Annotated in this window: 26 protein-coding genes and 1 tRNA gene; 12 read left to right on the top strand and 15 right to left on the bottom strand. The window is 72.8% G+C overall.

Annotation, left to right across the window (positions count from 1 at the left end):
- On the top strand, positions 1-833 hold an 833-nt coding region (locus C1J01_RS25495; RefSeq protein ID WP_111181498.1), incomplete at its 5' end, for a chorismate-binding protein.
- Positions 830-1,660, top strand: a complete 831-nt coding sequence (locus tag C1J01_RS25490; RefSeq protein WP_181448957.1) for an aminotransferase class IV — start codon at positions 830-832, stop codon at positions 1,658-1,660. The genes C1J01_RS25495 and C1J01_RS25490, both read left to right, overlap by 4 nt.
- A 58-nt stretch (positions 1,661-1,718) precedes the next feature.
- On the opposite strand, the gene C1J01_RS25485 is transcribed toward C1J01_RS25490, so the two are convergent.
- Positions 1,719-2,942 (bottom strand): LVIVD repeat-containing protein, encoded by a 1,224-nt coding sequence (locus C1J01_RS25485; RefSeq protein ID WP_111181500.1) that lies wholly within the window; start codon positions 2,940-2,942, stop codon positions 1,719-1,721.
- A 239-nt stretch (positions 2,943-3,181) separates the two neighbouring features.
- Between C1J01_RS25485 and C1J01_RS25480 the strand changes: the two genes are divergently transcribed.
- Entirely contained in the window at positions 3,182-3,799 is a 618-nt protein-coding gene (locus C1J01_RS25480; RefSeq protein ID WP_111181497.1) for a DUF305 domain-containing protein, read from the top strand.
- Between the two features lie 89 nt (positions 3,800-3,888).
- Here the strand turns inward: C1J01_RS25480 and C1J01_RS25475 are convergent, their stop codons facing one another.
- Positions 3,889-4,305 carry an SsgA family sporulation/cell division regulator gene (locus tag C1J01_RS25475; RefSeq protein WP_103958541.1) on the bottom strand — a complete coding sequence of 139 codons (417 nt, stop codon included), beginning with the start codon at positions 4,303-4,305 and terminating at the stop codon, positions 3,889-3,891.
- Positions 4,306-4,811: 506 nt separating this feature from the next.
- On the opposite strand from C1J01_RS25475, the gene C1J01_RS25470 reads away from it, so the two are divergent.
- Together C1J01_RS25470 and C1J01_RS25465 are read left to right on the top strand one after the other, a co-directional pair.
- Positions 4,812-4,886 (top strand) — tRNA-Val (locus C1J01_RS25470).
- Positions 4,887-4,992: 106 nt separating this feature from the next.
- Positions 4,993-5,718, top strand: a complete 726-nt coding sequence (locus tag C1J01_RS25465) for a catalase family protein (RefSeq protein WP_146615717.1) — start codon at positions 4,993-4,995, stop codon at positions 5,716-5,718.
- Positions 5,719-5,903: 185 nt separating this feature from the next.
- Here C1J01_RS25465 and C1J01_RS25460 read toward each other — a convergent pair whose 3' ends face one another.
- Together C1J01_RS25460 and C1J01_RS50095 are read right to left on the bottom strand one after the other, a co-directional pair.
- Positions 5,904-7,460 carry a phospholipase D family protein gene (locus C1J01_RS25460; RefSeq protein ID WP_111181495.1) on the bottom strand — a complete coding sequence of 519 codons (1,557 nt, stop codon included), beginning with the start codon at positions 7,458-7,460 and terminating at the stop codon, positions 5,904-5,906.
- A gap of 78 nt (positions 7,461-7,538) precedes the next feature.
- The gene (locus tag C1J01_RS50095) at positions 7,539-7,970 is read right to left on the bottom strand and encodes a hypothetical protein (RefSeq protein ID WP_181448956.1); all 432 of its coding nucleotides are present in this window, start codon (positions 7,968-7,970) and stop codon (positions 7,539-7,541) included.
- Between the two features lie 210 nt (positions 7,971-8,180).
- Between C1J01_RS50095 and C1J01_RS25445 the strand changes: the two genes are divergently transcribed.
- Together C1J01_RS25445 and C1J01_RS25440 are read left to right on the top strand one after the other, a co-directional pair.
- Entirely contained in the window at positions 8,181-8,825 is a 645-nt protein-coding gene (locus C1J01_RS25445) for a hypothetical protein (RefSeq protein WP_111181494.1), read from the top strand.
- Positions 8,822-8,956, top strand: coding sequence for a hypothetical protein (locus C1J01_RS25440; protein WP_235854657.1), 135 nt, complete (start codon positions 8,822-8,824; stop codon positions 8,954-8,956). Before C1J01_RS25445 ends, C1J01_RS25440 begins: the two co-directional genes overlap by 4 nt.
- A gap of 22 nt (positions 8,957-8,978) precedes the next feature.
- Here C1J01_RS25440 and C1J01_RS25435 read toward each other — a convergent pair whose 3' ends face one another.
- Complete coding sequence (locus tag C1J01_RS25435) at positions 8,979-9,884, bottom strand: LysR family transcriptional regulator (RefSeq protein WP_181448955.1); 906 nt, start codon at positions 9,882-9,884, stop codon at positions 8,979-8,981.
- A 145-nt stretch (positions 9,885-10,029) separates the two neighbouring features.
- Here C1J01_RS25435 and C1J01_RS25430 point away from each other — a divergent pair, with 145 nt between their 5' ends.
- The 3 genes from C1J01_RS25430 to C1J01_RS25420 all read left to right on the top strand — a co-directional run bounded on the left by C1J01_RS25430 (position 10,030) and on the right by C1J01_RS25420 (position 12,847).
- Positions 10,030-11,082, top strand: coding sequence for an aldo/keto reductase (locus C1J01_RS25430; RefSeq protein ID WP_111181491.1), 1,053 nt, complete (start codon positions 10,030-10,032; stop codon positions 11,080-11,082).
- Between the two features lie 57 nt (positions 11,083-11,139).
- Complete coding sequence (locus C1J01_RS25425) at positions 11,140-11,883, top strand: SDR family NAD(P)-dependent oxidoreductase (protein WP_111181490.1); 744 nt, start codon at positions 11,140-11,142, stop codon at positions 11,881-11,883.
- A gap of 100 nt (positions 11,884-11,983) precedes the next feature.
- Complete coding sequence (locus tag C1J01_RS25420) at positions 11,984-12,847, top strand: hypothetical protein (protein ID WP_111181489.1); 864 nt, start codon at positions 11,984-11,986, stop codon at positions 12,845-12,847.
- Between the two features lie 37 nt (positions 12,848-12,884).
- On the opposite strand, the gene C1J01_RS50090 is transcribed toward C1J01_RS25420, so the two are convergent.
- The 4 genes from C1J01_RS50090 to C1J01_RS25395 all read right to left on the bottom strand — a co-directional run bounded on the left by C1J01_RS50090 (position 12,885) and on the right by C1J01_RS25395 (position 19,056).
- Positions 12,885-13,667 carry a DUF4352 domain-containing protein gene (locus tag C1J01_RS50090; protein WP_181448954.1) on the bottom strand — a complete coding sequence of 261 codons (783 nt, stop codon included), beginning with the start codon at positions 13,665-13,667 and terminating at the stop codon, positions 12,885-12,887.
- Positions 13,668-13,837: 170 nt separating this feature from the next.
- Positions 13,838-17,044 (bottom strand): ATP-binding protein, encoded by a 3,207-nt coding sequence (locus C1J01_RS25405; protein ID WP_181448953.1) that lies wholly within the window; start codon positions 17,042-17,044, stop codon positions 13,838-13,840.
- Entirely contained in the window at positions 17,041-18,324 is a 1,284-nt protein-coding gene (locus C1J01_RS50085) for an oxygenase MpaB family protein (protein WP_181448952.1), read from the bottom strand. Before C1J01_RS50085 ends, C1J01_RS25405 begins: the two co-directional genes overlap by 4 nt.
- Before the next feature lie 24 nt (positions 18,325-18,348).
- Positions 18,349-19,056 (bottom strand): Crp/Fnr family transcriptional regulator, encoded by a 708-nt coding sequence (locus C1J01_RS25395; protein ID WP_111181484.1) that lies wholly within the window; start codon positions 19,054-19,056, stop codon positions 18,349-18,351.
- Between the two features lie 178 nt (positions 19,057-19,234).
- Between C1J01_RS25395 and C1J01_RS25390 the strand changes: the two genes are divergently transcribed.
- Positions 19,235-19,831 (top strand): RNA polymerase sigma factor, encoded by a 597-nt coding sequence (locus tag C1J01_RS25390; RefSeq protein WP_111181483.1) that lies wholly within the window; start codon positions 19,235-19,237, stop codon positions 19,829-19,831.
- A gap of 1 nt (position 19,832) precedes the next feature.
- On the opposite strand, the gene C1J01_RS25385 is transcribed toward C1J01_RS25390, so the two are convergent.
- The 3 genes from C1J01_RS25385 to C1J01_RS25375 form a co-directional block, all read right to left on the bottom strand.
- Positions 19,833-21,092: a hypothetical protein gene (locus C1J01_RS25385; RefSeq protein WP_111181482.1), complete on the bottom strand. Its 1,260-nt coding sequence runs from the start codon at positions 21,090-21,092 to the stop codon at positions 19,833-19,835.
- Between the two features lie 256 nt (positions 21,093-21,348).
- The gene (locus C1J01_RS25380; RefSeq protein WP_111181481.1) at positions 21,349-21,768 is read right to left on the bottom strand and encodes a hypothetical protein; all 420 of its coding nucleotides are present in this window, start codon (positions 21,766-21,768) and stop codon (positions 21,349-21,351) included.
- A gap of 87 nt (positions 21,769-21,855) precedes the next feature.
- On the bottom strand, positions 21,856-23,067 hold the full coding sequence (locus C1J01_RS25375; protein WP_111181480.1) for an alpha-hydroxy acid oxidase: 1,212 nt from the start codon (positions 23,065-23,067) through the stop codon (positions 21,856-21,858).
- Positions 23,068-23,113: 46 nt separating this feature from the next.
- Between C1J01_RS25375 and C1J01_RS25370 the strand changes: the two genes are divergently transcribed.
- Positions 23,114-23,746: an HD domain-containing protein gene (locus C1J01_RS25370; protein WP_220040090.1), complete on the top strand. Its 633-nt coding sequence runs from the start codon at positions 23,114-23,116 to the stop codon at positions 23,744-23,746.
- Here the strand turns inward: C1J01_RS25370 and C1J01_RS25365 are convergent.
- Genes C1J01_RS25365 through C1J01_RS25355 form a run of 3 tightly spaced genes read right to left on the bottom strand, consistent with a single transcriptional unit; the run spans position 23,699 to position 25,911 of the window.
- Positions 23,699-23,962 (bottom strand): DUF4031 domain-containing protein, encoded by a 264-nt coding sequence (locus tag C1J01_RS25365; protein WP_111181479.1) that lies wholly within the window; start codon positions 23,960-23,962, stop codon positions 23,699-23,701. The genes C1J01_RS25370 and C1J01_RS25365 overlap by 48 nt on opposite strands.
- A complete protein-coding gene (locus C1J01_RS25360) occupies positions 23,959-24,711 on the bottom strand; it encodes an HAD family hydrolase (RefSeq protein WP_111181478.1) in 753 nt (250 codons plus the stop codon). The genes C1J01_RS25365 and C1J01_RS25360 overlap by 4 nt, the downstream gene beginning before the upstream one ends.
- 18 nt (positions 24,712-24,729) lie before the next feature.
- A complete protein-coding gene (locus C1J01_RS25355) occupies positions 24,730-25,911 on the bottom strand; it encodes a cytochrome P450 (RefSeq protein ID WP_111181477.1) in 1,182 nt (393 codons plus the stop codon).
- Positions 25,912-26,108 lie beyond the last annotated feature (197 nt).

Below are 26,108 nucleotides of genomic sequence, written 5' to 3'. Positions count from 1 at the left end.
CCGCCGGCCCGTGGCGCGGCCCCGCCCCGGGGCAGTGGCGCAGCTCCCTCGACCGGGCCGCCTACGAACGCGGCGTCCGGGTCATCCGCGACTACATCGAGCAGGGCGAGGTCTACCAGGCCAACCTCTGCCGCGTCCTGAGCGCGCCCGTCCCCCACGACGCCGACCCGCTCGCGCTCGCCGCCCGGCTCGCCGCGGGCAACCCGGCCCCGTACGCGGGCGTCATCTCGATCCCCGGCCTCAGCGTCGTGTCGGCCTCGCCCGAGCTCTACCTGTCGCGTGACGGCGACGTCATCGAGTCGCGGCCGATCAAGGGCACCGGCGTGACCGCCGCCGACCTCCTCGAGAAGGACTACGCCGAGAACGTCATGATCGTCGACCTGGTCCGCAACGACCTCGGCCGGGTCGCCGCCGTCGGCTCGGTCGAGGTGCCGGCGTTGTGCGCGGTCGAGGAGCACCCGGGGCTCGTCCATCTCGTCTCGACCGTGCGCGCCCGGCTGGCGCCCGGCGCGGGCTGGCCGGAGCTGTTCGCAGCGACCTTCCCGCCCGGATCCGTCACGGGCGCGCCCAAGTCGTCCGCGCTGCGCATCATCAATGAGCTCGAACCCGCTCCCCGGGGGCCGTACTGTGGGGCTGTGGGCTGGGTCGACGCCGACCGGGGCACGGCGGCGCTGGCCGTAGGCATCAGGACGTTCTGGATTTCGGGCGGCGAGATCCGGTTCGGCACGGGAGCGGGCATAACCTGGGGCAGCGACCCCGGGCGCGAGTGGCTCGAGACCGAGCTCAAAGCCGCCAGGCTCATCGCACTGGCATCCACAGGAGGAACTGAATGAACATCCCTGTCTGGGTCAACGGGGAGCTGATCGACCCCGCGCAGGCCAGCGTCTCGGTCTTCGACCACGGCCTGATGGTCGGGGACGGCGTCTTCGAGACCATCAAGATCGTGGGCGGGAAGTCGTTCGCGCTCACCCGCCACCTCGACCGGCTCGCGCTCTCCGCCCAGCGCATGGACCTGCCCGAGCCCGACCTCGAGGCCATCGCCGACGGCATCGCCAAGCTGCTCGACGCCGCGCCCGCCTGGCAGCTGGGCCGCATCCGCGTCACCTACACCAGCGGCCCCGGCCCGCTCGGCTCCGACCGCGGCGACCAGGGCACCACCGCCGTCGTCATCGTCGACGAGCAGAAGCCGTTCCCCGCGACGGCCGCGGTCACGGTCGTGCCGTGGCCGCGTAACGAGCGCGGCGCCCTGTCGGGCGTCAAGAGCACCTCCTACGGCGACAACGCCAAGGCGCTGCAGTTCGCCAAGAAGCGCGGCGGCGGCGAGGCGATCTTCGGCAACCTCGCCGGCAACCTGTGCGAGGGCACCGGCTCCAACATCTTCATCGTCCGCGACGGCCGCCTGCTCACGCCGACCCTGGAGTCCGGCTGCCTGGCCGGCGTCACGCGGGCGCTGGTGCTCGAATGGTGCGGCGGCGAGGAGGTCGACGTCCCCCTCCAGGCCCTGTACGCCGCCGAGGAGGCGTTCCTCACCTCCACCACCCGCGACGTCCAGCCGATCCGCCTGGTCGACGACACCGAGATCCCGGCCGCGCCCGGCCCCATCACGGCCAAGGCCATGAGCGTCTTCGCCGAGCGCTCCGCCGCCGACCTCAACCCCTGACGGCCTCTGACGGTCACTGACGGCCGCCGGGCGGCGCGACCCGCCGCCCGGTGACCGGTCAGTACGACTGCTGCGTCTGCACGTTGAAGTCCTCCATCGTGACCTGCTCGGCCGGGTCGGTCAGCGGGTCGTCGATCCGCAGGACGTCGAGGCCGGCCTTTATGTCACTGGAGTAGATGTAGCCGTTGTAGTAGTACGCCGACCACGAGCCGGCGATGCCCCCCTCCGGGTACGGCGGCCGGTCGAAGTAGCCGATCTCCCGCGGGTTCGCCGAGTCCGTGAAGTCCCAGACCGACACGCCGCCCTGGTACCACGCCTGCACCATGATGTCCTTGCCCTCCACCGGGATCAGCGAGCCGTTGTGGGCCACGCAGTTCTCGTCCGGCTGCTGCTCGCGCGGGATCTTGAAGTAGCCGCGCCGCTGGAGCTGGCCGTCCACCAGGTCGTAGATGGCGTTGGCGCCCTTGGTGTTCGGCGTGTTGCGGTCGCAGGTGGCCTGGCCGCCGCCGCCCATCTCGTCGCCGAAGACGACCTTCGTGCCGTCGTTGTTGAACGTCGCCGAGTGCCAGATCTCGAAGTTCTCGCGGTCGCTGAGCACCTGGAGCACCGTCGGCTGCACCGGGTCGGAGATGTCGAGCAGCACGCCGTCGCCGAAGCAGGCGGCCGCGGCCACCTCCTTCTCCGGGTAGGCGGTGATGTCGTGGCAGCCGGAGGCGATCGTCTCGTTGCCGCGCTGCGGGAAGAGGTTGGGCTTGGACACCACGCGCGCCGACTCGGGCGCGTCCATCGGGACCTCCACGACCTGGATGAGCTCGTGAGGCGGCCGGCAGGTCACCGACTGCGGCTCGGGGCCGGGGGAGGAGACGTACACGTAGAGCGTGTCGCCCTGCGGGATCATCGTGTGGGTGTGGGAGCCGCAGTCGGTCTGGACGGCGCCGATGTACCGGGGGTCGGACTTGTCGCTGATGTCGAACAGCCGCAGCCCCTCCCAGGCGGGCGGGCCCGGGGGCGAGTCGCACCCCTCGCCGCCCAGCGGCTCGTCGATCGACAGGATCAGCAGGTCGCGGTAGACGGTCACGTCGTTCTGCTGTGCCGGGCAGGCCACCTGGCTGACCAGCTCCGGATTCTCCGGGTCGCCGATGTCGTAGATCGAGAAGCCCCCGAAGTTGCCCACGTACGCGTACTCGCCCTGGAAGGCCAGGTCGGTGTTGAAGTCGTCCTCGCCGTTGAACGGGGCCTCCCGCGGCACGTTCGCGACGAGCGTGACGTTGTCGCTCCTCATCTGGTCACCGGCGGACGCGCCGGGCGACGGGGGAGCGCCGGTTTGCTGCGTCGGGCTCGGAGGCGCCGGCTGCTCCCCGGCCGGCCCCTCCGCGGCGCATGCCGACGTCAGCAGCAGCACCGTACCCAGCAACGCTCCGCGCCACTTGGCAGAGATCAACGCGCGTCCCCTTTGTCTAGTAGCTCACTATGGAAGCTATGTCAGCAGGTTCGCGGAAGCGTACGGCGTTCATCACAGTTATGGCGACATTTCTCATAGCTGGCTGCTCGCCACAGTCCTCCCCTTCGCCGGAGCCGTCGCCGGTCGGCACCGAGGCGCCGGTCATCGTACCGGGCAGCCCGGGGGCCCCCGCGCGCACGGCGACGCCGGGTGAGCGGGTCGGGCGGTCGCCGTCGCCCGCGGTCGCCGCCGACGTGCGCTTCGCCGAGGGGATGATCCCCCATCATCGCCAGGCCCTGGAGATGACCTCGCTGGTGGAGGCGCGTACGACCACCGAGACCGTGCGGTCGCTGGCCCGCCGGATCACCGCCGCGCAGACCCCGGAGATCAACGCCATGACCCGATGGCTGACCGAGCTGGGCCGCACCCCGCCGGCCGGCCACGCGCACACGCACGCCGACGGCTACGGCATGGCGACCGAGGAGGAGCTGAACGCGCTGCGAGCGGCCAGGGGCACGGCCTTCGACCGGCTCTTCCTCCAGCTCATGACCAGGCACCACGAGGGCGCGGTGAAGATGGCGGGCGAACAGCTCGCGAGCGGCCGCGACCAGCGGATGCGCCTGCTGGCCAGGGACGTGTACACGGGCCAGGGCATCGAGATCGGCCGCATGCGCGAGGCCCTGGAGTCGCTGTCGTAACAGCGCCCTGAGACGCTCGGAGACGCGAACGTCCGGCCCCCTCGGGGGAGAGGAGGCCGGACGACTACGCCTTCAGCGAAGCGGACCGTTCAGGACGGCCAGAGCATGTTGGTCAGCTCGGCGTCGAGGTCCATGTAGTCGGTCTCACGCCCCGCCGGCACCTTCTCGTAGGTGCGGTGGAGGAACTCCGTGAGCGGGGCCAGCGGCACTTCGAAGAGCGCCTGCCCGAACGGCGAGGTCAGGCTGATGTGCAGGGTGCGTTCGCCGTCGGCGCGTGCGGGCCAGACCTGCACGTCGCCGTCGCCTACACGCCGCACGATGCCCACGGTCAGCAACTCGCGGGCGAAGATCCACTCGACCGGTTCGTCATTCCCTACGTGGAAGGCCATGCGGATGGCGTAAGGGTCGTCGGCTGTGTAACTCAGTCCGGCGAGCAGGGGGACGGTTGTACGGTCGGGGACCACAAGCCGAAGGCCAAGCTCGGCGGAGACGGTGGTGCTGTTCATCGTCAGCCAAACCTTTTCGTCGTAGGTCCCCTCTTCGGGGCTTTCGCTGCTCTGACGGACTTCGTCCTGAGCTATGACGCGGAACGAAGAAACCAGTAGGAAAGATTCCGCTTCCGGGGCCTTCTGTAACGCACATCACAGCTGGACATTTAGGCATCTACCTGGCTAAACGGCATCAATCGGGTCGTATTTACAAGGGTTTTGCGTGCTCTGGAGCCTGCCCCGGACGGCCCGTCCATGAACGTTTCTCGCGTAAAGATCGTGGCCGGAGCCTTCCGGGACAGGACGATGGTATGCCACCCACCCGCCGTGCCGGTGGGCAACCGCCGCGTTTCACCCGAATCACTCTGAGTCCCCCGTCCGGGCCCCCGCCGAGCACCCCGGGAGCCCCGTCCCGCCGGGCGTGGTGGCCTGCGTGATCGCCCTCGGGACGATTTCGCTTCGCCAGCAGGTGCCAGAGTGCGGTATGGTTTTCCCCGTCGGCACCGCCAAGGAGCCGGCAGGGCGGGCGATTAGCTCAGCGGGAGAGCGCTTCGTTCACACCGAAGAGGTCACTGGTTCGATCCCAGTATCGCCCACCATCACCGAAAGGCCGGTTCCCCTGCGGGACCGGCCTTTCGGCGTCCCAGGGATCTGTCCCGCGTGGTGAGATTTCCCTGGCCTGCCCGGGGTAGCTGCGTTGCCGTGGTGGAGTGCGGGCCTCGCAAGGGGGTGTGGACGCCGGCGACGCGCGCCGCGCTGGCCGCGTCCTTCGGCGCCGCCGCGCGCCTGAGGCGCGGGCGGCCGTTCCACCCGGCGGGCCTGCTGTTCGAGGCCCGCCTGCGCCTGCACGGCACGTCACGGCCCTGGGGGGCGCCGTTCCTGGACCACCGGATGGACGTGTACGGGTTCGCCCGCTTCTCCCGGTCCCTGGGCCTGCCGCCGCCGCTGCCCGACATCCTGGGCCTCGCCCTGCGCTGGCACCAGGAGGACGCCACCGCCGACCTGCTGCTGGCCACCACCGGGCACACCCCGCTCGGCAGGAGGCTGCTCCGGCCGGCGACCCGCTGGACGGGCCTGTACACGTCCCTGTTCCCGTACGAGGCGGGCGGCCGGCGGCTGGTGCTGGGCGCGCTGCTCCAGCGCGAGCGGCCGCTGCCGGCCACGTTCGACGCGCTCGTACGGGCCGCCGACGAGGGGCCGATCCTGCTCGACCTCGCCGTCGCCGCGCCCTCCGGGCCGTGGCGGATCTTCGGCCAGATCGAGCTCACCGCCCCGCCCATGACGGACGCCGACCTGCCGACCCGGTTCAACCCGCTCCTGCGGCCCGTTCCCGGGTTGCGGCCGGTGGGCTGGCTGAACGAGGTCCGCGACGCCGCGTACGAGGCCGCGCAGCGGGTTCCCGATCGGCAGAAGAAGATCCAGCTCCGATAACCGTCAAGGTGATCGTGTCCGCCTTATCGCCGATCATCCGAAGAGAATGGATATTGGTCGCTGTGAGCGGCGTCACATTATTTAAGTAGATCAGGTGGGGCGAATTTCGCTGGCGGCACGATTCCGGGTGATCGCCATTCATGATTGCGGATCATTAACAAAAAGGACACGATCCACATATCCGGTTAGAACTCCCGCGAGCGTCGCAAAGCGGGCGGACGGCCGTCCGGGTCGACGGCGAACCGGTACAGCGGCATGGCGAGCGTCTTCCGCACCGGCGACAGGCGCGGGGCGGGATGCGGCCGAAGCCGGCCGGGCGGCCGCTCCCCGGTACGCGAGGAGCGGTGCCAGGACTCCAGCGCCGCCGCCGACCGGGCGAACGCGTCGAAGGCCACCACCGGGTCGCACAACTCGTCCCGCCGCTCGCCGGGCAGGTCCAGGTGCTCGGCCATGAGCTCCAGCCGCAGGTCCCGGGCGAACCGCAGCGCGCCGTACGGCGGCCGTGGATCCTCCCGCTCGTCCAGCACGGCGCAGCTGAGCTCCGAGTCGTACGTCCACGAGCGCAGGTTGACGTTGTCGGAGCCGACCGCGGCCCAGACGTCGTCCACGACGCAGACCTTCGCGTGCACGTACACCGGCGTGCCGCGGTGGTTCTCCAGGTCGTAGAGGGCCACCCGCTCGCCGCCGGCCGACAGGAGCCGGCGCAGCGCGTCGGCGCGGCCGATCAGGCTGGCGGGGCCGGCCAGCCAGCCGTCCTGGTCGGGATGGCGCGGCACCACCACGATCATGCGCAGCCCCGGCTCGCGCTCCAGGGCGCGGGCGAACGGCTCGATCACCTCCGTGGACCACAGGTACTGGTCCTCCAGGTAGATCAGCGACCGGGCGCGCTCCAGGACCTTGTGGTAGGCGTGCGCGATGCTGCGCTCGCCGCGCGGCGCGAACGGGTAGCCGCCACGCCGGGCCGGATACGTCCGCAGCAGCTGGACGTGGTGGCTGCCGGCCGGCGGCGGCGGAGGCGCGGCCGGGGGGAGGTGCGGGGCGTCGTCGAGCCGGCTGAGGCGGTCGCGCAGGCGGCGCAGCGGGTCGCGGGTCTCGGGCGCCGGGTCGTCCCAGCGCTCGCAGAAGACCTGCTGCACCTGCTCCACGGCCGGCCCCCGGACCGCCACCTGGACGTCGTGCCAGGGCGGGCGGGTGCCGTACGCGGCGGGCATGGGGACGGGCTGCGGGTCGCCCTCGTGGGCGGCGTCGTCGCGGCGGCCGTGGCACAGGTCGATGCCGCCGACGAAGGCCACGTCCGCCGCCGGGTCGCGGTCGCGGCGCAGCACGACGAACTTCTGGTGGTGGCAGCCGCCCACGGCCGTGCGCGTGTCCAGCAGCGCCTGGCCGCCGGCCTGCTCGATCTCCCGGCCCAGATGGCGGTTCTCGGCGGAACTGAAGCGCAGCAGGTCCAGGTGGGAGCGCCAGATGAGCCCCCGGACGTGCGCGCCGCGCTCGGCGGCCTGAGCGAACGCCGCGCTCACGGTGGGACCGTCGGGGGAGAGGCGTTCGTCGGGGTCGCCGCGCCAGTCGGCGAAGAGTAATAAGTCGTCCTTGCCGAGCTCCTCCACGCAGGCGCGCAGCTCGGCGAAGTAGGCGGCGCCGTGGACCAGGGGCCGCACCTGATTGCCCGAGGTCCACGGCGCCAGCTCACTGGCCGGATTGCCGCGCTCGTCCTCCGTGAGGAACCAGTCCTCGATACGCACCCGCTTGCCGCTACCCGCGCGGCGGGCGCTGATGCCTGATGGCCGCGCGGGCACGGCGTTCCGGCGCGGCCACGGCGATCACTTGCCCGGCGAGGCGCTCTTGCGCTTGCCGGCGGCTCCACGCTCCCTGGCGGTCGTGGTCTCCTTCTTCGGCTCCGGTTCCCGGGCCGATTCGGGCTCCTGCGACGGGGCCTTGTCCCGGCGCCGCTGCACGATGATCATTCCGGCGCCGATGGCGGCCGCGACCGGCCAGTCGATGGCGCCGAAGGCGGCCATCGCGCCGAGCGCTCCGTAGTAGGCCAGGCGGTCGGGCGGCGGCAGGACCGTCCGGGCCACGTCGGCGTAGTGGCCGAGCTCCTGCTTGCTGATGTGCGGCCGCGGGACGTGCGGCATGTGGACGTCCGGCCGGTGGACCGACACGCTGACCATCGGCATGTCCAGCGTGTACTGCTTGGGCACCTTCCCGTCAGATGTGGCGGTGTCGCTTCCGCGCTGCTGGGCGGTCGTCATGATCCCTCCTCATGGACGAGGAAACTCCCTATCCTCCTATCCACTGATCAAGAGTCCCTTATGTCATATAGCGGAAATTTGCCGGGTTTATACCCTGGCTGGCCCCGGCGGTCAGGTCGGCTCGGCCTCGAGGTAGGCGAGCACCGCCATGACGCGGCGATTGTGGTCGTCGCACGGCGGCAGACCGAGTTTGGCGAAGATGTTGGCGGTGTGAGCAGCTGGGCGACCACCAGGCGGCGGCACAGGGCGGAGACCATCGAGAGCCAGTTCGCCCGCTTCGCCGCCTGGTGCCGCTCCACCGCCTCCTGCGCCCTGCACGGCCGTGACGTGGGCGGCGTGTGGCGGGGTCTGGTCGCCGCCGAGGACCGCTCAGCGATCCCGGCGAAGGGCCTGCGCGTGGCCTACAGCGGCTTCGACATCAAGGTGGCCGCCGTGCCCGACGTGATCAGCCCCGGCGCCGCCCCCGACCTGCCCAACTGGCAACGCGTGGCCAGGGCCATCGCCCAGGCCGAGGCGGGGGACGCCGCGGGCTTCGCCGTGCACGTCCGCGAGACCGCCAAGAGCCTCAAGGTCCCCTCGTTCCGCGGCATGAACGTCACCCACTGCGCCGACGGGCTGGGCTTCACCGGCTACGAGGAGTACCGGAAGGCCAAGGAGCTCGGCGAACGGCTGTCGCCGAACTTCGCCGGCAACGAGCTCTGGCATCCGCTCGGCTGCGTCGGGTGGCGACACCCGTCACGAACCCCCCGGGCCCGCTGCCGGCGGACCGGCTGCCGCCCTTCGCGGGCGCGGGAACGTGGAGCGACCACGCCGACGTCGAGACCCTCGTGGACCGCGTCCCGGGCTCGTCCATGATCCGCTACGACGGGCCCGGTCACGCGCTGTACCTCAGCGGCGACCAGTGCGCCATCGTGCACGCCAACCGGTATCTGATCTTCCTCCGCCCACCGGCCCCGGGAACCACGTGCCGGCCGCCCGCGCCCTGACCCGGCGGCCTGACCCGGCGGCCTAACCCGGCGGCGCGGTCCAGCGCTCCCGCCTGGCGAGCCGGTGCGCGGTCCTGATCAGGGCCGTCACGGCGGGGGAGGGGTCGGGCGCCCACGACAGGCGCAGTTCGATCGGCGGCAGGCGGTCCAGGAGCGGCAGGAAGGCGATCCCGCCTGGGAGCCGGGCGCACAGGGAGCGCGGCAGCACCATGAAACCGCCGTCGCTCAGGCTGACGGCGAGGTTGCGCAGGCCGGGCAGGGGGTTCTCCCACACCTCGAACTCCTCTCCGGTGCCGCGCACCCCGGCCAGGACCTCGTCGTGGTAGCGGGGCGCGTACGAGCGCGGGAAGAACCGCAGCGTCTCGCCGCGCAGCTCGCGCAGGCTCACCTCGGCCCGTCCGGCCAGCCGGTGCCCGGAGCCGACGACGGCCATGAACTCCTCCGAGCGCAGCACGGCCGACGGCCACGCGGCGGGCACGTCGAGGTGACGGCCCAGCAGCACGTCCAGCTCGCCGCCCATGGCCGCCGCCGTCAGCTCGGCGTCCCACGCCTCGCGCGCCTCCACCCGGACGCCGGGATGGCGGGCCCGCATCGCCGCGAACAACTTCGGCATCTCGTCGAACGCCGCCGTCACGGTGTAGCCGACGCGTACGGCGCCGCGACCGGCTCCCGCCGCGTTGCGGGCCCGCTCGACGGCCTGCTCGGCCCCCGCCAGCACCTCGCGCGCCTCCTCCACGAACACCCGCCCCGCCTCGGTGAGCCGGGTCGGCCGCCGGTGGAACAGCGCGACGCCGAGCTCCCGTTCGAGGTCGCGGATCTGGCGGGAGAGCGGCGGCTGGGTCATGTGCAGGCGTCCGGCGGCGGCCTCGAAGCTGCCCGCCTCGGCCACCGCGATCACGTACCGCATCAGACGGAGATCGACGGGCATACCAGAAAGGTATGCCGCCGCCCGCCGGAGCGCGGCGAGCGCACCCGGCCAGGCGCGGGACGCGCGCCGGCGCATGCCCGCGCGGTATGCGGCCGGTCCGAAGCGGACTTGGCCCCGGGGCGGCCGTCCGGGCGAGCATCCCGGTATGAGCAATGATTGGACGCCCACGCGGCGGCAACTGGTCAAGGCGGGCGGTCTCGGCGTGCTTCCCCTGGGGGCGCTGGGAGCCGCCGCCGCGCCCGACGACCTGATCACCCGGGCCGTCCCGCGGACGAACCAGCGGGTGCCCGCGATCGGGCTGGGTACGTTCATGACCTTCGACACCCTGTCCGAGCGGGGACGGTCGCGCGCCCGGGAGGTGGTCAGGCGGTTCTGGCAGGCGGGCGGCCGGGTCTTCGACTGCTCCCCGCTGTACGGCAGGTCGGAGGTGAACCTCGGCGCGATCGCGGCCGATCTGCGGATCAACGGCCGGATGTTCCTGGCGAGCAAGATCTGGTCCACCGGCGAGCACCTCTGGGACGACTCCCACGCCGCCGAGAGCCTGCGCCGCACGGCCGGCCGCATGTCGCTCGACCGGCCGGTGGACCTCATGCAGTGCCACAGCCTGGTCAACGTGGACGTGGTCGTCCCGCTCATGCACGCCTGGAAGCAGGAGGGCCGCATCCGCCACCTCGGCGTGACCCACCACGAGCCCGCCTACTTCCCGCTGCTGGCGAGCTGGGTGGAACGGGCGCGGCTCGACTTCGTGCAGGTGCACTACTCGATCCACACGCGCGCGGCCGAGGAGCGGGTGATCCCGGCCGCGGCGGCGAACGGCACGGCGGTGCTGGTCAACATGCCGCTGGAGAAGGCGCGGCTGCACAGGATCGTCCAGGGACGCCCGCTGCCCGGTTTCGCGAGGGAGCTGGGCATCCGCACCTGGTCGGAGTATTTCCTGAAATGGGTGATCTCGAATCCGGACGTCACCTGCGCCCTGCCCGCCACGTCCGACCCCGCCCACGTCGCGGAGAACGTCGCCGCCATGCGCGGCCCCCTCCCTGACGCCGCCACGCGCGAGCGCATGGTCCGGCACATGGAGACGATCCCCGGGTTCGACCGGATCGCCACCGACCCCTGGTATCCGGGCAAGAGCCATGACGGCGTCGTGTCGCGCGCGCAGGCCGCGATCCGCCGACGCAGCCCGTGGTGGCCGTCCTGACGGCTCGGGTGAGACCCGGCGGCGGGCGTCCGTACGCGATCCCCTAAGGTGCGGGGGATGAACGGACGTGGAGTACTTGTCACCGGGGCGTCACGAGGCATCGGACGCGCGACGGCGGCGGCCTTCGCCGCTCAGGGCGACCGGGTCGCGATCCACCATCGCGACTCCGCCAAGGAGGCCGAGAGCCTGCTGCGGGAACTGCCCGGCGAAGGGCACACGATCGTCCAGGGCGACGTGTCCGACGCCGAGGCGGTGCGGCGGATGGTCGACGAGGCGGCCGAGGCGCTCGGCGCGATCGACGTCCTGGTGAACAACGCCGGCGTCTTCCTGCACCACCCCGTCATGGAGACCTCCTACGAGGAGTGGCAGGACGCCTGGCGGCGCACGCTCGGCGTCAACCTGCTCGGCGCGGCCAACACGACGTGGTGCGCGCTGCGGCACATGCCCGCCGGCGGCCGGGTGATCAACATCACCTCGCGCGGCGCCTTCCGCGGCGAGCCCGACAGCCCGGCCTACGGGGCGAGCAAGGCGGGCATGAACGCCCTCGCCCAGTCGCTCGCCGTCTCCCTGGCGCCGCGCGGCATCGCCGTCGCCGCCGTGGCTCCCGGGTTCGTCGAGACCGACATGACCAACGAGCACCTCAAGGCCCCGCGCGGCGACGCGATCCGGGCCCAGAGCCCGTTCGGGCGGGTGGCCCGGGCGCAGGAGATCGCCGCGGCCGTGCTCTACCTGGCCTCACCCGACGCGGAGTGGGCCAGCGGCACCGTCATCGACCTGAACGGAGCCTCCTACCTCCGCTGACCGTCCCATCCCGTCTCGGCACAATCTGGTGATCTCGGGGATATCGCGGTTTATTGTGAACTCTCAGGGCACTTCGTGAACTCGCTCCGAGGGGGACCGTGTGGCCAAGAGCTGCGGATACGCGCTGGCTGCGGCGGCGCTCTGCGTGTCCGTTCTGGTGGTGGGCGTGCTGCTCAGCGCGATGGCCGGGTATGCCAGCCCGGTCATCGCCCTGGTCACCGTCCTGGCGGCGCCGTGCGGACTCGTCCTCACGTACGACATGCTGCGCCGGCGGGAGGAGGCCGACGAGGAGCGGCGGCTGCTGGACCGGGAACGCGACCACGTCAGGCGGACGGTCGACTTCGTCGCCGATCCCGAGCTGACCGAGCAGGAACGGCTGGCGGTGATCGACTCCTTCGTCCCGAGGCTCGGGCCGCACGGCGAGCGGCCGCCGTACGGGGAACGGGTCGTGCTGGTACGGGAGCTGCCGCCGCACGCGCGCGCCCTGCTGGAACGGGCCAGGCGGGCGGTGATGGCCGTCTACACCTCGCAGGTCATGCGCCGCAGGCTGCTCGACGGCCTGGCGAACGAGGTGGTGCTGCCCCGGCAGATCTGGGAGATCGCCCTGCTGCTGCGGACCCAGGCCACCCTCCAGGAGGAGCAGGACCGCGCCCGCCGCGGCCTGGTGACCCCCGAGCTGGAGGCCGTGCTGCGGCCGCAGCGGGAGGCCCTGGGCCGCTCCCTGGCGGCGGTCACCGCCAGGGTCGAGAGTCTGGAACGGTACGCCCGCCGCGTCCAGGAGGCCGACGCCGCCCTGCGCGCCCGTGAGGCGCTGGACAACAACTACAAGTACCGCGATCTGCTGGCCCGCATCGACGACGAGGACGGGATGCGCGAGCTGGAGGCCCAGGGCGAGGCCCTGGAGGAGACCCTGGCCAGAAGCGTCCGCGAGGCCGTCGAAGCGGGCCGCACCCTGACCCCCTGAGCGCCCCCGGGCGAGCCACCGGGGCGGACGGGTCGGGTCAGGCGAGCTTCCACACGCCGTGCTGTTCGGCCCAGCCGCCGTCCAGGCCGAACTTGAACGTCACGACCTTCGCCTTCTCCGGCACCTGGAAGACGACCAGGCCCGTGCCGCTGTCGCCGGGCTCGAGGGTGAGCGTGCCCTTGAAGTGCCGGCCGTTCGCGAGCTCCTCCCAGCCGGCCTCGAACTCCTGGTCCTGCGAGTCGACCACCGACGCCCCCATGTGCGGGCTGTCGCGGTAGACGAGGCTGCTCTTGTTCGTCAGCGTGATCTGGACGGCCATGAGCCGGTTCCCGCTCCTCGGGACGATCGTCGGGTAGGTCGTCTCGACCTCGCGGAAGACCTGGTCGACGGTCACGTCCACGATCGAGCCCTCCTGCATGCCCTTGAGCGTCAGCGTCCTGCCGGTCTCGCCGGTGAGCGGCGCCTTCTCCCCGCCGATCTCGGCGGGCTCGTCGGCGGGCTCGTCGGCGGGCTCCTCGGGCGGCTGCTCGGCGGGCTCCTGGACCGGGGGCGGCACCCGCTCGGCGGGCGGCGCGAGGTCGAGCGGGCCGGAGGTGGCCGAGACGTTCGTGCCGCCGCCCGGGGCGGTCAGCACGACGCAGGCCGTCGCGCAGCCGCCGAGCAGCAGCAGCGGCAGGCCGATGGCCAGGGCCAGGACGAGCCCGCTGTGCCGCCGGGGCGGCGGGTAGGCGTAGGGCGGGCGTCCGTACGGGTCGGGCGGCGGCGGCCCGAAGGCGGGTTGTTCCTGCGGCTTGCGGTAAGGGTCGGAGGGGTATCCCATGGCGCGACTCCCACTGGCGAGATGGACGAGTCCAAGGATGCGCCCGGCGCCATGTCCCGGGATGGGGTAAATGGGGTCGGATAGTCGTTCGATCTGGTTTTGAGCCTGGCGACCGCGCCGTCCGTGCAACGCCCCTCGCCCAGGTCAGCGGCGCCGCGGTCACGTAGCCGTCAGCGCAGCCGGCGTTCCAGCAGCAGGGCGCCGCGGCCGGCCAGCAGCGTCCGGCACCACGCGCGCAGGTCGTCCGGCCTGGGCCCGGAAATCCCGCCGCCATCGAGCAGGTCGGCCCAGTCGAGCAGCGACTCGGCCAGCATGAGCGGCACCCCGCGCCGCTCGTGCACCTCCGCCGCCGCCTCGAAGTGCCCCGCCGCCCGCTCCGGGTCGCCCATGGCCACGCACAGGTGGGCCAGGTAGTGGTGCCCGCAGTGGTGGGCCACCGTGCCGTGCCCGAACGTCTCCCCGTCGCCCGCCAGCGCGTCGTACAGCCGCGCGGCCGGCTCCGCCCGCCCGAGCCGGGAGGCGGCCACGGCCAGGTTGTCCAGCGCCGGCCGGTGCGCCATGTTGCGCGGCGGCTCGGCACCGCCGCCGGCCAGGATGCGCTCCAGCAGCGGCACGGCCTCCTCGTCGTCCAGCTCGCACAGGTAGCGCAGCACCGCGTGCACCGGGTCGAGCCGCGGCGCCCGCGCGGCGCGGCGCAGCCGGTCGCGCAGCTCCCACAGCCGCCCCTGCAGCCGCCGGATCTCCGCGATCTGCTCGGAGAAGATCGCCACGGCCTCCAGCCGGTGGCCGATCTCGGAGCCGAGCCGCAGGGCCGCCTCCGCCTCCGCCTCGGCCTGCGCCAGGTCGCCCTGCATGAGGGTCAGCCCGGCCCTGGAGTAGCCGAGCAGCCAGTCCAGGTGCGGCTGCCCGAGCCGGTGCGCCAGCTCCTCGGCCCGGTCCAGCAGCGCCGCCGCCTTCCCGGCGTCCCCGCTGTCCAGCACCGGGGGAGTGCGCTGCACGTAGGCGTGGAACAGCGCCAGGTCGTCGCCCGTGCGGCGGGCCGCCTCCAGCATCTCGTCGCCGTCGCGATGGCGCTGGTGCAGCGGGTCGGCCGGGACGATCGTCAGACTGCGCATGCCCAGCACGCTGGCCAGCGTGCGCGGATCGCCCGACTTGCGGGCCAGCGCCACCGCCTCGTCGCTCAGCGCGAAGCGGCGCTCGCCGTCGGGCGCCCAGATGAGCTCCGTGGCGAGCATGGCCGCCAGCAGCGCCCTGGTGCTGACGTCGGTCGAGTCGACCACCTGCCGCGCCTCGGTCAGCAGCGCGATGCGCCGCTCGTCGTAGGCCGCCGAGACGCTGGAGAACCCGCGGTCGCCGCCGAGCGCCGCCAGGACGATCAGGTCGCCGCGCCCGCACTCCCTGGCCAGCTCGGCCGCCCGCAGCAGGGTCGGCCTGGCCTCGGGGTCGCCGGCCAGCCACATCGCCCGCCCGCACTCCACGAGCAGCTCGGCGCGCCGCTCCGGCGTGGTGCCGGGGAAGTCGGCCAGCAGGTCGAGCACCCGCTGGTACCAGGTGACCGCCTCGCGGTGGGCCAGCCCGGCGAGCGCGTGCTCGGCCGCCGCGACGCCCGCCTCGGCCGCCGCGCTCACCCGGGCCGGGTCGCGGCCGTGCTCGGCGGCGGCCATCAGGTGGGCCGCGACGACGTACGGGCGCGACTCCATCGCCTTCGGGTCGGTCTCGCACAAGGCGTCGGCCACCCGCCCGTGCAGCAGCGCGGCACGCGGCGGCGACAGAGTGGCGTACAGGGCGGTCCTGGTCAGCTCGTGGGAGAACTGGCAGGACCCGTTGTCCAGCAGCGCCACCAGGCCCGCGCCCATCGCCTCCTCCACCGCCGCCACGAACCGCGCCTCCTCCAGCCCGAGACCGCGGCGCAGCGCGGCCGAGTCCACCCGCTCGCCCACGGCCAGCAGGCTCACCAGCTCGCGGGCGTCGGGGTGCAGCTGCGCCATGCGGGCCATGACCATCCGGGTGACCGCGCCGGGCACGGCCAGCGCGTCCAGCTCCTTGCCCGTGGCCAGCTCCCTGACCACCTCGCTGATGAGGAACGCGTTGCCGCCGGTGATCCGGTGCAGGCGCTCGGCGTCTCCGTCCGCGCGCGCCTGGGCGAGCGCCAGCGACACCTCCTCCGGCCGGAACGACGGCACGGGGACGATCCGGGCGTCCGCCGTCAGCCGGTGCAGCTCCGGCATGGCCGCCTCGACCGGCATCGGCCGCGACATGGCCAGCACCAGCAGCGGCAGCGACTCCGCCTCCCACATCAGGGCGCCCAGCATCTGCAGCGACTCCAGCGTCGCCCACTGCAGGTCGTCGATCACCAGCAGCACCGGACGCACGGCCGCCAGCCGCTCGATCAGCGTCCGGGCCGCGGCCATCAGGTGATAGCGCTCCGACACCGGCTCGGTGGCCGGCGGCACCTGCAGCGACAGCGGCGGCGCGGCCAGCGACGGGGCCAGCCGGACGAGCTGGCCGCACCGCTGGTCGACCCCGGCCCGCAGCAGCAGCGCCGGCGAGGTGCGGGCCAGCCGCTCCACCGCCCCCGCGATCGGCTCGTACGCCTGCCGCGCCGGATTCGTGCACCGCCCGGCCAGCACGGTGAACTGCCGCTTGAGCGCCCGCCGCGCCACCTCGGAGGCCAGCCGGGTCTTGCCCACCCCGGCGTCGCCTTCGAGCACCACCAGCCCGCTGCCGAACTCGGCCGCCGCCAGCTCGGCCTCCAGCAGCCGCAGCTCCTGCTCCCGGCCCACGAACGGCAGCACGTGCCGGTCGTCCAGCCACGGGGCGAGCGAGGCGCCCAGGTGGTGGGCGGCGCTCTGCCAGTGCAGCTCGTAGGTGTGCAGCGGCTCGCGCAGCCCCTTGCCCGGCAGCCGCCCGAGGTCCTTGAACTCGTGCCGGCCGCGTCCCTGCGCCAGCCGCCGCACCAGGTCCGTGCAGAGCACCTGGCCGCCCTCGGCCTGCGCGACCAGGCGGGCCGCCTCGACGGTCGGCAGCCCGCTGACGTCGTCGAGCCCCCAGCACACGTCGCCGGCCGCGAGCGCCGCCCGGATGGAGATCTTCTCCGGGGCACGCTCGTTCTCGTCGGCGACCGCCTGCTGCACCGCGATCACTGCGTCCAGCCCGGCCGTGGCCGAGCCGAACACGGCCATCAGCCCGTCGCCGAGGCTCTTGGTGAACGTCGCGCCGTTGGCGTCGACCACCGAGCGCAGCAGGTCGTACAGGCGGCGGAAGACGACGTTGGCCCGCTCCTCGCCGAGCCTGATGCGCAGCGCGGTGGAGCTGACGACGTCGGTGAACAGGATGGTGGCCGTCGTCAGGGCGCCCGGCTCCCGCGGGACGCTCACGGGTGCGGCCCTCCCTGCGCGCGCCCGTGCCGGAGTCTCTGCCGCGTCCGGTGGCGGATCGCGCGGGTCTTCACCGCCGCCGCCGACTGCCGGATGCGCCAGGCGCGGGCCAGCTCCTCCGGGATCCGGAACGGCGCCTGCCCGCCGGAGTGGCGGTCGATCATGCCGACGACGACGTGCCGGCCCATCCGGCGCACCAGCAGCCGGATCAGGCCGTCCACCGGCCCGGCGAGCCGGCCGTGGCGGTGGGCGGCGCGCGCCGCCGCGAACAGCGCCGTGCACCACCAGGCCGGTTTCGGCACGCCGAGCAGCTCGGGCACCCGGTCGGCGCCGTAGGCGGCGTCGCGGAACATCCAGTGCACCAGGCTGCGCGGCAGCTTCCGCCAGCCCAGATGCATGAACGCCTCCATCTCCTCCAGCAGCCTGGCCATCAGCAGGCGGCCCTCGTCGCTGGACTCGTACAGGCGGCCCAGGCGCAGGCTGACCGGCTCGACGTCGGCCAGCGTGAGAGGCCCGTCGCGGCAGGTGTCCACGCCCATGAGGTGACCGAAGACGCTCCAGGTGTACAGGTGGGCGGCGCGCTGCTCCTCGGTCAGCACGACGCCCATCGTCTCCAGGGCCTCCCAGGTGACCACGGAGAAGTCGAAGATCGTGGCCAGCAGCAGCTCCTGGTTGACCGGCGGACCGTACCGCTCGGTGTCCCACCGGTCGCCGAAGCGCTCATGGACCACCGCCCGGACGAACGAGTGCAGGATGCGCAGCCCGATCGCGGTGGTGTGGCCAGGCCGGCCCGGCTGCAGGCTGTCGGTGGCCTTCAGGCCCATCACGTCGACCAGCATCTGGCCGGTCTCCGCCACCCGGCGGGTGAGGCTGTGCGTGGCCAGGTTGGAGACGCCGGCCAGCACCTTGGCGCTGGAGACCTCCACGTACGCCATCGGCAGGCACTTGCAGAACAGCGCGGCCGCCTGGTACAGCCCGTAGTCGGCGAACACGGCCTGGCCCCTGGCCAGTGACTCCTTGTCGTCGCCCCACTCGGGCAGCTCCTTGGCGAAGTCGAGGGCGTCGAAGATCTCCGACGCCGGCGGTTCGCCGGAGGGGGCCCTGGCCTCGCGCTTGGCGCGTCCCAGCTCCTCGATCACGCCCTTGACGAGCTCGAGGGCGCTCTTCCCGTCCGGCTGGGTCTGCAGGTATTCGGCCACCACCTTGTCGATCTCCGGGTCCGCCTGCCGGCGCAGCTGCCGGAACCGCTCCTCAGGCCAGCGCGCATCATGATCGTTCATTTGAGCCCGTACTCCAGATCGTCGTCAGAGGCCGCCTCGTTTGCGCAGGGCGGCGACATCCAGCAGCGTGATCGTCCGGCCGTGGACGGCGATGAGCTTCCTCGACACGAGCGACTGCAGCGCCCGGTTGACCGCCGGCCGCGTCGCGCCGACCAGCGCGGCGAGGTCGGACTGCGTCAGCCCGGGCAGCTCCACCACCTCGCCGTGGTGGCCGTGCTTGTCGGCCAGCCGCAGCAGCAGCTTGGCCAGGCGCCCGCCCAGGTCGAGATAGGCGAGGTCGGCGGCCTGGCCGGTGAGCCTGCGCACCATGCGGCCGAGCAGGCGCAGGAACTCGTCGGCGAGGCCAGGGTGCTCCCGCATCAGCTCCAGCAGCCGGGCTCGGGGCAGCGCGAACACCCACGCGGGGCGCGCGGTGACGATCGACGCCGAGCGCGGAGAGCCGTCGAGCAGCGCCATCTCGCCGAACGTGTCGCCGCGGCCCAGCATGTTGAGGACGATCTCGGCGCCGTGCTCGGTGGTGAACACCACCTTCACCAGACCGTCCAGCAGCGCGAAGAGCGACTCGCCCGGGTCGCCCTGGTGGAAGATGATCTCCCCGGGCCGGTAACGGCGCGAGAGCCCGGCCCGCGCCGTGTCGCGGATGCCGTCCTCTCCCAGCACGCGGAACAGCGGGATCTCCGACAACACGGCGGCGACGCGCTCGGCGTCGTGCGGCCCGCTGCGCGCGTTCATGCAAGAACTCTAGGCCGCATTGCCGCGCCGGGCAGCAGGCCCTAACCGATCTTCCGAATGTGACGAGCACCACAGCCGGACTGTCACGGACGAGACAGCCATTTCCGATCACTCGTCGCACGGTGGGGGAGCCGTCCGGAAATGACCCCCGAAGTGTCCGGCCGGCAGGGAGAACGACATGCACCTGGACACCATCGAGCGCCCCGCACCCCCGGACGTCGGGCGTTTCGACATCGCCGCCCTGGTGGCGGCCGCGCGCGACGGCGACGCCGGCGCGTGGGAGCGGCTGGTCGAGGAGTTCAGCCCCATGCTGCGGGCCCGCATCCGCCGCTTCCGGCTCAGCCACGAGGACTCCCAGGACGTCCTGCAGACCACCTGGCTGCTGGCCTGGCAGAACCTCTCCAGCGTCACCGACGGCCAGCGCATGGCCGGCTGGCTGGCCACGATCGCCTTCCGCGAGTGCCTGAAGCTCACCCGGCGCACGAAGGAGATCTGCACTCCCGACCTCGACTCGCTGGGCAGCACCGACGACGTCGACCGCGAGCTGGCCAGGATCTGGCTGGCCGGCACGCTGGCCGAGCTGGTCGAGGAGCTGCCGCAGGCGCAGCGGGTGCTGTTCAAGGCCCTCACGGAGACCTCCGAGCCCCACTACGTGGACGTGGCGCGCCGGCTGGGCAGGCCGGTCGGCAGCATCGGGCCCACCCGGGCCCGCTGTTTCGCGAGGCTGCGCGGGCTCCTGCAGGCCCGGGAGATCACCAGGGACTTCCTCGACTGACCTACGTCGCCGGCTGGTCAAGCGGGATCGCCTCCAGGAACGGCGCGAAGTCGAAGTGCGCCATCTCGTGCGCGTCCGGGTCCGTCTCGGACGGGTAGCGGTAGACCTTGCGCCGGCGCAGGCCCGTCCTGTCGAGCATGTCGCCGACCGCCTCGGGCACCAGCCCGCGCTCCATCTCCTCGGCCAGCCCGTCGGCGACCTCCTTGGCGAACGGCACCGCGTACAGCGCCCGCACCCGGTGGTAGACGCGGAAGTAGGCGACGATGAAGCGCATGCGCTCCTGGTAGGAGACCCAGTCGGCGACCCCGGCCGTGGACGCCTCCCGGTCCTCGGTGACGAACTCCTCGGCCAGCTTGCGCACCCGCTCGTCGCGGATGGGCGCCCACGCCTCGTCGAGGTCCACGCCCGCGGGCGCGGTCAGCGGCATGCCGACCCTGATGTCGCTGAGCGGCGTGCGCACGGCGAAGAAGTGCCGGGTGTAGAGGGACGACCACGACGACTCGAGCTTGCGGGTCAGCCACGGCTGGTCGGCGTGGGCGGCGGCGTACAGGCGGATGCGCGGGAACGGCTTGCGCGTGACCAGGGAGCGCAGCGACCGCCACGACACCCGGGTCAGCCACCTGACCGGCCGGTAGAGCACGAGCTCCAGCGACGCCTGCGCGCGGGCCTGCTCGTACGCCGACAGCGCGATGCTGGCGCCCAGCATGAGCTCGGCCCGCGCCTGCGGGTCCTCGGTCGCGGCCGCCTCGCGCGTGAACCGCACGGCGTCCTTCAGGTAGCGGGGGTCGGCCGGCGACAGCAGGTCCGCCAGGAACTCCGGCGGCGCCGGCGTCAGGTCCGACTCGGGGCTGACCTTGAGGAAACGGTCGGGGGCGTCGTCCCACAGGGTGACGGCGAGACTGGCGGTCTCCAGGAAGATCGCCCGGTTAGCCAGCGCCAGGCCGAGCTGGTAGCTGGGCCCGAGCAGGGTGAGCAGCGCGGCCCGGAACAGCCGCCTGAAGCGCCGCGGCACCCCCAGCCGGCGGCCGAAGCCGGCGATGAACGGGGAGCCGGCGCGCAGGTCGAGGCTCTCGCCGATGGCCTTGGAGGTCCAGGTGGCGTAGCAGTACCAGTTGTTCGTCTCCCTGCCCAGCCGCTCGGCGAGGTCGGCGGCCACCCGGTGGTAGCTGTAGGCGATGACCATCGCCTGGAGTGCCGCGCTGCGGTCCTGGTAGGCCGCGATGCGCAGCACGTCGTCCGCGGTGATCGCGGTGTCGGACATTGGGGTCTCCCGTGTGCAGGTCCCGCCCGGAGCGCTCACCGTGCCTGGCGTCCCCGGAGGAGTCGGATACAGCAGCGTCAGATACAGCGTCAGATATAGGGGGCGGCGCTTCTCGATCCCCGTGGCCGCCAGGTCAGGAGCGTAGGAGGCGCGGCTTGCGACCCGCTTGCAGTACTGTTGCCGCTTTCGCCGGAGCTGCCGGTGATGCGCGTGGTGTTGCGCCGCCCCGGGCCTGGAGGGCCCGGGGCGGTGGTGGTCACTCCTTCACCGTGACCTTGCTGATCACCACGAATCCGCCGAGCGCCCCCGCGGTGCCCGCGGCCGTCGTCGTGGTGAGGTTGACCACCAGGTCATAGGTGCCGGGAACAAGCTGCCCGCGCATGGGGATGGAGGCCGTGTAACGTCCCGAGCCAGGGGTGAACGTCAACTCCACGGGCGGCGAGGGGTGCCGCGACTCACCACCGCCCGTCAGGTCCGCGACCACCTCCAGCCGCCACCGCCCGGCCAGCCAGTCGACGAGTTCGCCGGTGACCTCCCAGCTCACGTCCACGGTCCAGCCCTCGCCGCGGCGCACCACCTTCGTGGGTTGCGCACCGGGGTCGACAACCTGCCCATGGAGCACCCCGGCCAGCTGCTCCGCCGGCACTTTCATGAGGTGGAACTCTCCGGTCGTCATGTCGGTCTCCTCTCGACGGGACAGGTCCCCGTGTGAAGGAGCAGAGCGACGACACCGGCCGTCAGATACGCGCCGTTTCCCGCGCGGCTACCGCAGGCGCACGACGTCGGGGCCGAGGCCGCCCACGTCTCCGACGCCGAGCAACTGCAGCGTGCGGACCAGCTCGGCGCGCAGCAGTTCCAGCACCCGCCGCACGCCCGGCTCGCCGCCCGCCATGAGGCCGTACAGGTAGGCGCGGCCGACGAAGCACGCCCGCGCGCCCAGCGCCACCGCCGCCGCCACGTCGGCCCCGCTGCGCACGCCCCCGTCGAGGAACACCTCGGTACGCTCGCCCACCGCCTCCACCACGCGGGGCAGCAGCTCCAGCGGGGTGACGGCGCGGTCGAGCTGGCGCCCGCCGTGGTTGGACACCACGATCCCGTCCACGCCGACGGCGGCCAGCTCCTCGGCGTCGTCCACCCGCTGCACGCCCTTGACCACCAGCCGTCCGTTCCAGGCCGAGCGGATCCACTCCAGGTCGCGCACGGTCACCGACGGGTCGAACATCTTGTTGGTCAGCCCGGCGAGGTCGGGAGGGGCGTCGTCCACGGTGGCGAACCGCAGCGGCTCGCTGGTCAGGAAGTCGAACCACCACGCCGGACGCCACACCGCCTGCAGCACGCTGCGCCAGCGCAGGGCCGGCGGGATCGTCAGTCCGTGGCGCACGTCGCGCAGCCGCGCCCCCGCCACCGGCACGTCCACGGTCACCACCAGCACGTCCATGCCGGCGACCCTGGCCTGGGCGAGGGTGTCCAGGTTGCGGGCGCGGTCGCGCACCGCGTACAGCTGGAACCAGTTCCACCCGCCGGGCGCCGCGGCGGCCACGTCCGCGGCGGGCGTGGTGCCCATCGTCGACAGCGTGTACGGCACCCCCGCCCGCTCGGCCGCCCGCGCCACGGCCCGCTCGCCGTCGCGGTGCATCATCCGGGTGAACCCGGTCGGGCCGAGCACGACCGGCATCGCGATGCGCCGCCCCAGCACCTCGACCGCGGTGGGCGCGTCGCCGACGTCGCGCAGCACCCGGGGGCTGAACTCCACCCGGGCGAACGCCTCCCTGGCCCTGGCCATCGACAGCTCGCCCTCGGCCGCGCCGTCCACGTAGTCGAACACCATGCGCGGGGCGCGCCGCCGCGCCAGCAGCCGCAGGTCGGCGACGTCGGCGGCGTCGGCGATCCGGCTCGCCCGCGACCAGCGCGGCCACCCGGGCACGACGGCCCGCAGCTCCCGCCAGCGGGGCAGGCGCCGTGGCTGCCGTTCCATGGTCCCGATGATCGGGACGTTATCAGCGCGGGCGTACGGTGTACAGATGATCGACGACTGGGCGTCCCTGGCGGGCGGCTCGCCGGCCGCGCTCGCCACCGGGGCGGAGCTGATCGCCCGCTGGTCGGAGCCGCACCGCCGCTACCACACCCTCGGCCACCTGGCCGCCGTCCTCGAGGCGCTGGACGGGCTGGCCGGCGAGGCGGAGGACGAGACGGCCGTGCGCCTGGCGGCCTGGTTCCACGACGCGGTCTACGACGGCAGGCCCGGCTGGGACGAGGAGCGCAGCGCCCAGCTGGCCCAGGCCAGGCTCCCCAGGTGCGGCGTGCCGGCCCGGCGCGTCGCCGAGGTGGCCAGGCTGGTGCGCCTGACGGCCGCGCACGACCGGGTGGAGCCGGGGGACCGTGATGGGGCGGTGCTGTGCGACGCCGACCTGTCCGTCCTCGGCACGTCCGGCTACGACGCCTACGCCGCCGCCGTCAGGCGGGAGTACGCGCACGTCCCCGACGCGCTGTTCGCCGAGGGCCGCTCCCAGGTGCTGCGCCGCCTGCTGGCCACGCCCGTGTTGTTCCGCACCGGGCGGGCGCGCGAGCTGTGGGAGGAGCGGGCCCGCGCCAACATGACGGCCGAGCTAACGGCGCTTGCGACGCCGCAGCCCGGCGGCGACCAGACGCCGTAACAGCTCGTACGAGCTGACCTCCTGCGCCCCGAGGGCCACCGCCCGCGCGTGGACGGTCTCGGGCACGTCGTAGTGGTCGCGGTCGAACCCCCGCGCCGGCACCCCGAGCCGGGCCGCGAACTCGTGCAGCTCCTCCAGCGAGCTGTCGCTGACGAGATGCGACCACATCAGGCCGCGCGGTCCCGGCCACTGCGGCGGGTCGATGAGAACGGTCACGACGTCAAGGGTAGGACCCTGCCCCGCACGCGGAGATCACCGAGGTCGGGCACGACGACGTGGGCGCCCCGAGCGCGCAGCTCCTCCGCCCGGTCGCCGTGAGCGACCGCGACGACCAGCCCGAACCCGCCGCGCACGCCCGCCTCGACGCCGGGCAGCGCCGACTCCACCACCGCCACCCTGGCGGCGGGCAGGCCGAGCCGGTGCGCGGCCTCGGCGAAGAGTGCGGGGTCGGGCCGGCCGGGCAGGTTCAGCAGCGCGGCGTCGCCGCCGTCGACGGTCGCGTCGAACAGGTGCATGACCGCCGCCGAGGCGATCATCTTGCGGCCGTGCAGGCTGGCCGAGACCGCCGCCGTACGCGCGCCGCGCCGGCGCAGCTCGTGCAGCAGCGCCACCGCCGAGGGGAAGGCGGCCACGCCGTACTCCTCCACCTGTTCCATGAAGCAGCGGTCCTTGGCCAGGCCGAGCCCGTGCACGGTCGGCGCGCCCGGCTCATCGTCGGGCGAACCCTCGGGCGCCGTGATGCCGCGCGAGGCCAGGAACGTGCGGATGCCGTCGAGGCGGGGCCGGCCGTCCACGTGACGCAGGTAGTCGTCGCGGATGTCGAACGGCGCCGAGCGGCCGCGCAGGAACGTGTCGAAGACGTGTTTCCAGGCGGCCGCGTGGCCCCGGGCGGTGTCGGTGACCACGCCGTCGGCGCCGAAGACGACGGCGCCGATCGAGGTCAGATCGATGACGGGCTCGCTCACACAGCGAACGTAACCCGGCTACCAGATGACGGGTAGTTCCTTGACGCCGTACACGATGGCGAGTTCCCTGAACGGCACCTCGCCCGCGACCCGCAGGCCGGGGAAGCGGCGCAGCAGCGCGGGGAAGGCGATGCGCATCTCCATCTGCGCCAGCGGCGCGCCGACGCAGCGGTGGATGCCGTGGCCGAACGCCAGGTGCGAGCCCGCCGTCTCACGGCCCGGCCGCACCACGTCCATGTCGTCGCCCAGGGCGGGGTCGCGGTTGGCGCCGCTCAGCGAGCACAGCACCATCTCGCCCTTCTTGATCGGCACCCCGTGCAGCTCCAGGTCGTCGCGGGCGAAGCGCGGGAAGGCGACCTGCACGACCGTCATGTAGCGCAGCAGCTCCTCGACCACGTCCACGACGTAGCCGTCCACCTCGCGCACCTTCGCCGCCTGCTCCGGGTTGCGCAGCAGCCACAGGGTGCCGAGGGCGAGCATGCTCGTGCTGGTGTCGTGGCCGCCGGTCAGCAGGCCGTCGGCCATGCTGGCGAGCGTGCGGTCGTCGAGCTCGTCGCCGTGCTCGCGCAGCAGCTGCCCGAGCAGCCCGTCGCCGGGGTTCTGCCGCTCCCTGGCCACGAGGTCGGTCAGGTACGCCATGGCGTCGTTGATCGCCTGCAGCGACGCCTCCGGCCCGGCGGTGAAGTCGAAGCGGTCCTTGCTGAGCTTCTCGAAACCGGCCCGCTCCGCGTACGGGACGCCGAGCAGCTCGCACACCACGAGCGACGGGATCGGCAGCGCGAACTCCTCCACCAGGTCCACCGGCCCGCCCTCGGCGCCCTTGGCCTCCATCCGGTCCAGGCACTCCGCGACCAGGGCCTCGATGCGCGGCTCCAGCCGGCGCAGGCGCCGCATGGTGAACTCGGGCGTCAGGTACCGGCGCAGCCGGGTGTGCTCGGGCGGGTCACGGAAGCCGAGCCCGCCCGGGTCCTCCTGGTTGGAGCCGAGCCCGATCACGCCGGCGAAGTCGTTGCTGAAGCGCTCGTGGTCGCCCAGCACGCCGCGTACGTCGTCCCAGCGGGTGACGAGATAGACGGTCTGGCCGCCGGGGATCTCCATCGGGAACACCGGGTGCTCCGCCCGGATGCGGCCGAGCTCGCCCACCGGGTCGAACTCGGCACGCATGAACTGAACGAGGGGGAACTCATCTGTGTCTGCCATCGATATCCGTTCCTGCTGGGATACATCGCATGATGTCGGGATAAATCCCTCCGTAGATGCTCCCACCAACGACCCTCGATGGCCCCCTCCGAAAGAACGAATTTACATGTCAGACCCCTATCAGACGGGGGAAAGGGTCCGTACCACTTCGTGAGGGGGCGGCTCCGGAAGCGGGGCCGCGACGGGCAGTCCGGGAG

Origin of the sequence: Nonomuraea aridisoli, assembly GCF_003236395.1 — a bacterium.
Taxonomy (GTDB): Bacteria; Actinomycetota; Actinomycetes; order Streptosporangiales; family Streptosporangiaceae; genus Nonomuraea; species Nonomuraea aridisoli.
The sequence above is the reverse complement of the archived record's forward strand: the minus strand, read 5'-3'. Positions and strand labels throughout refer to the sequence as shown.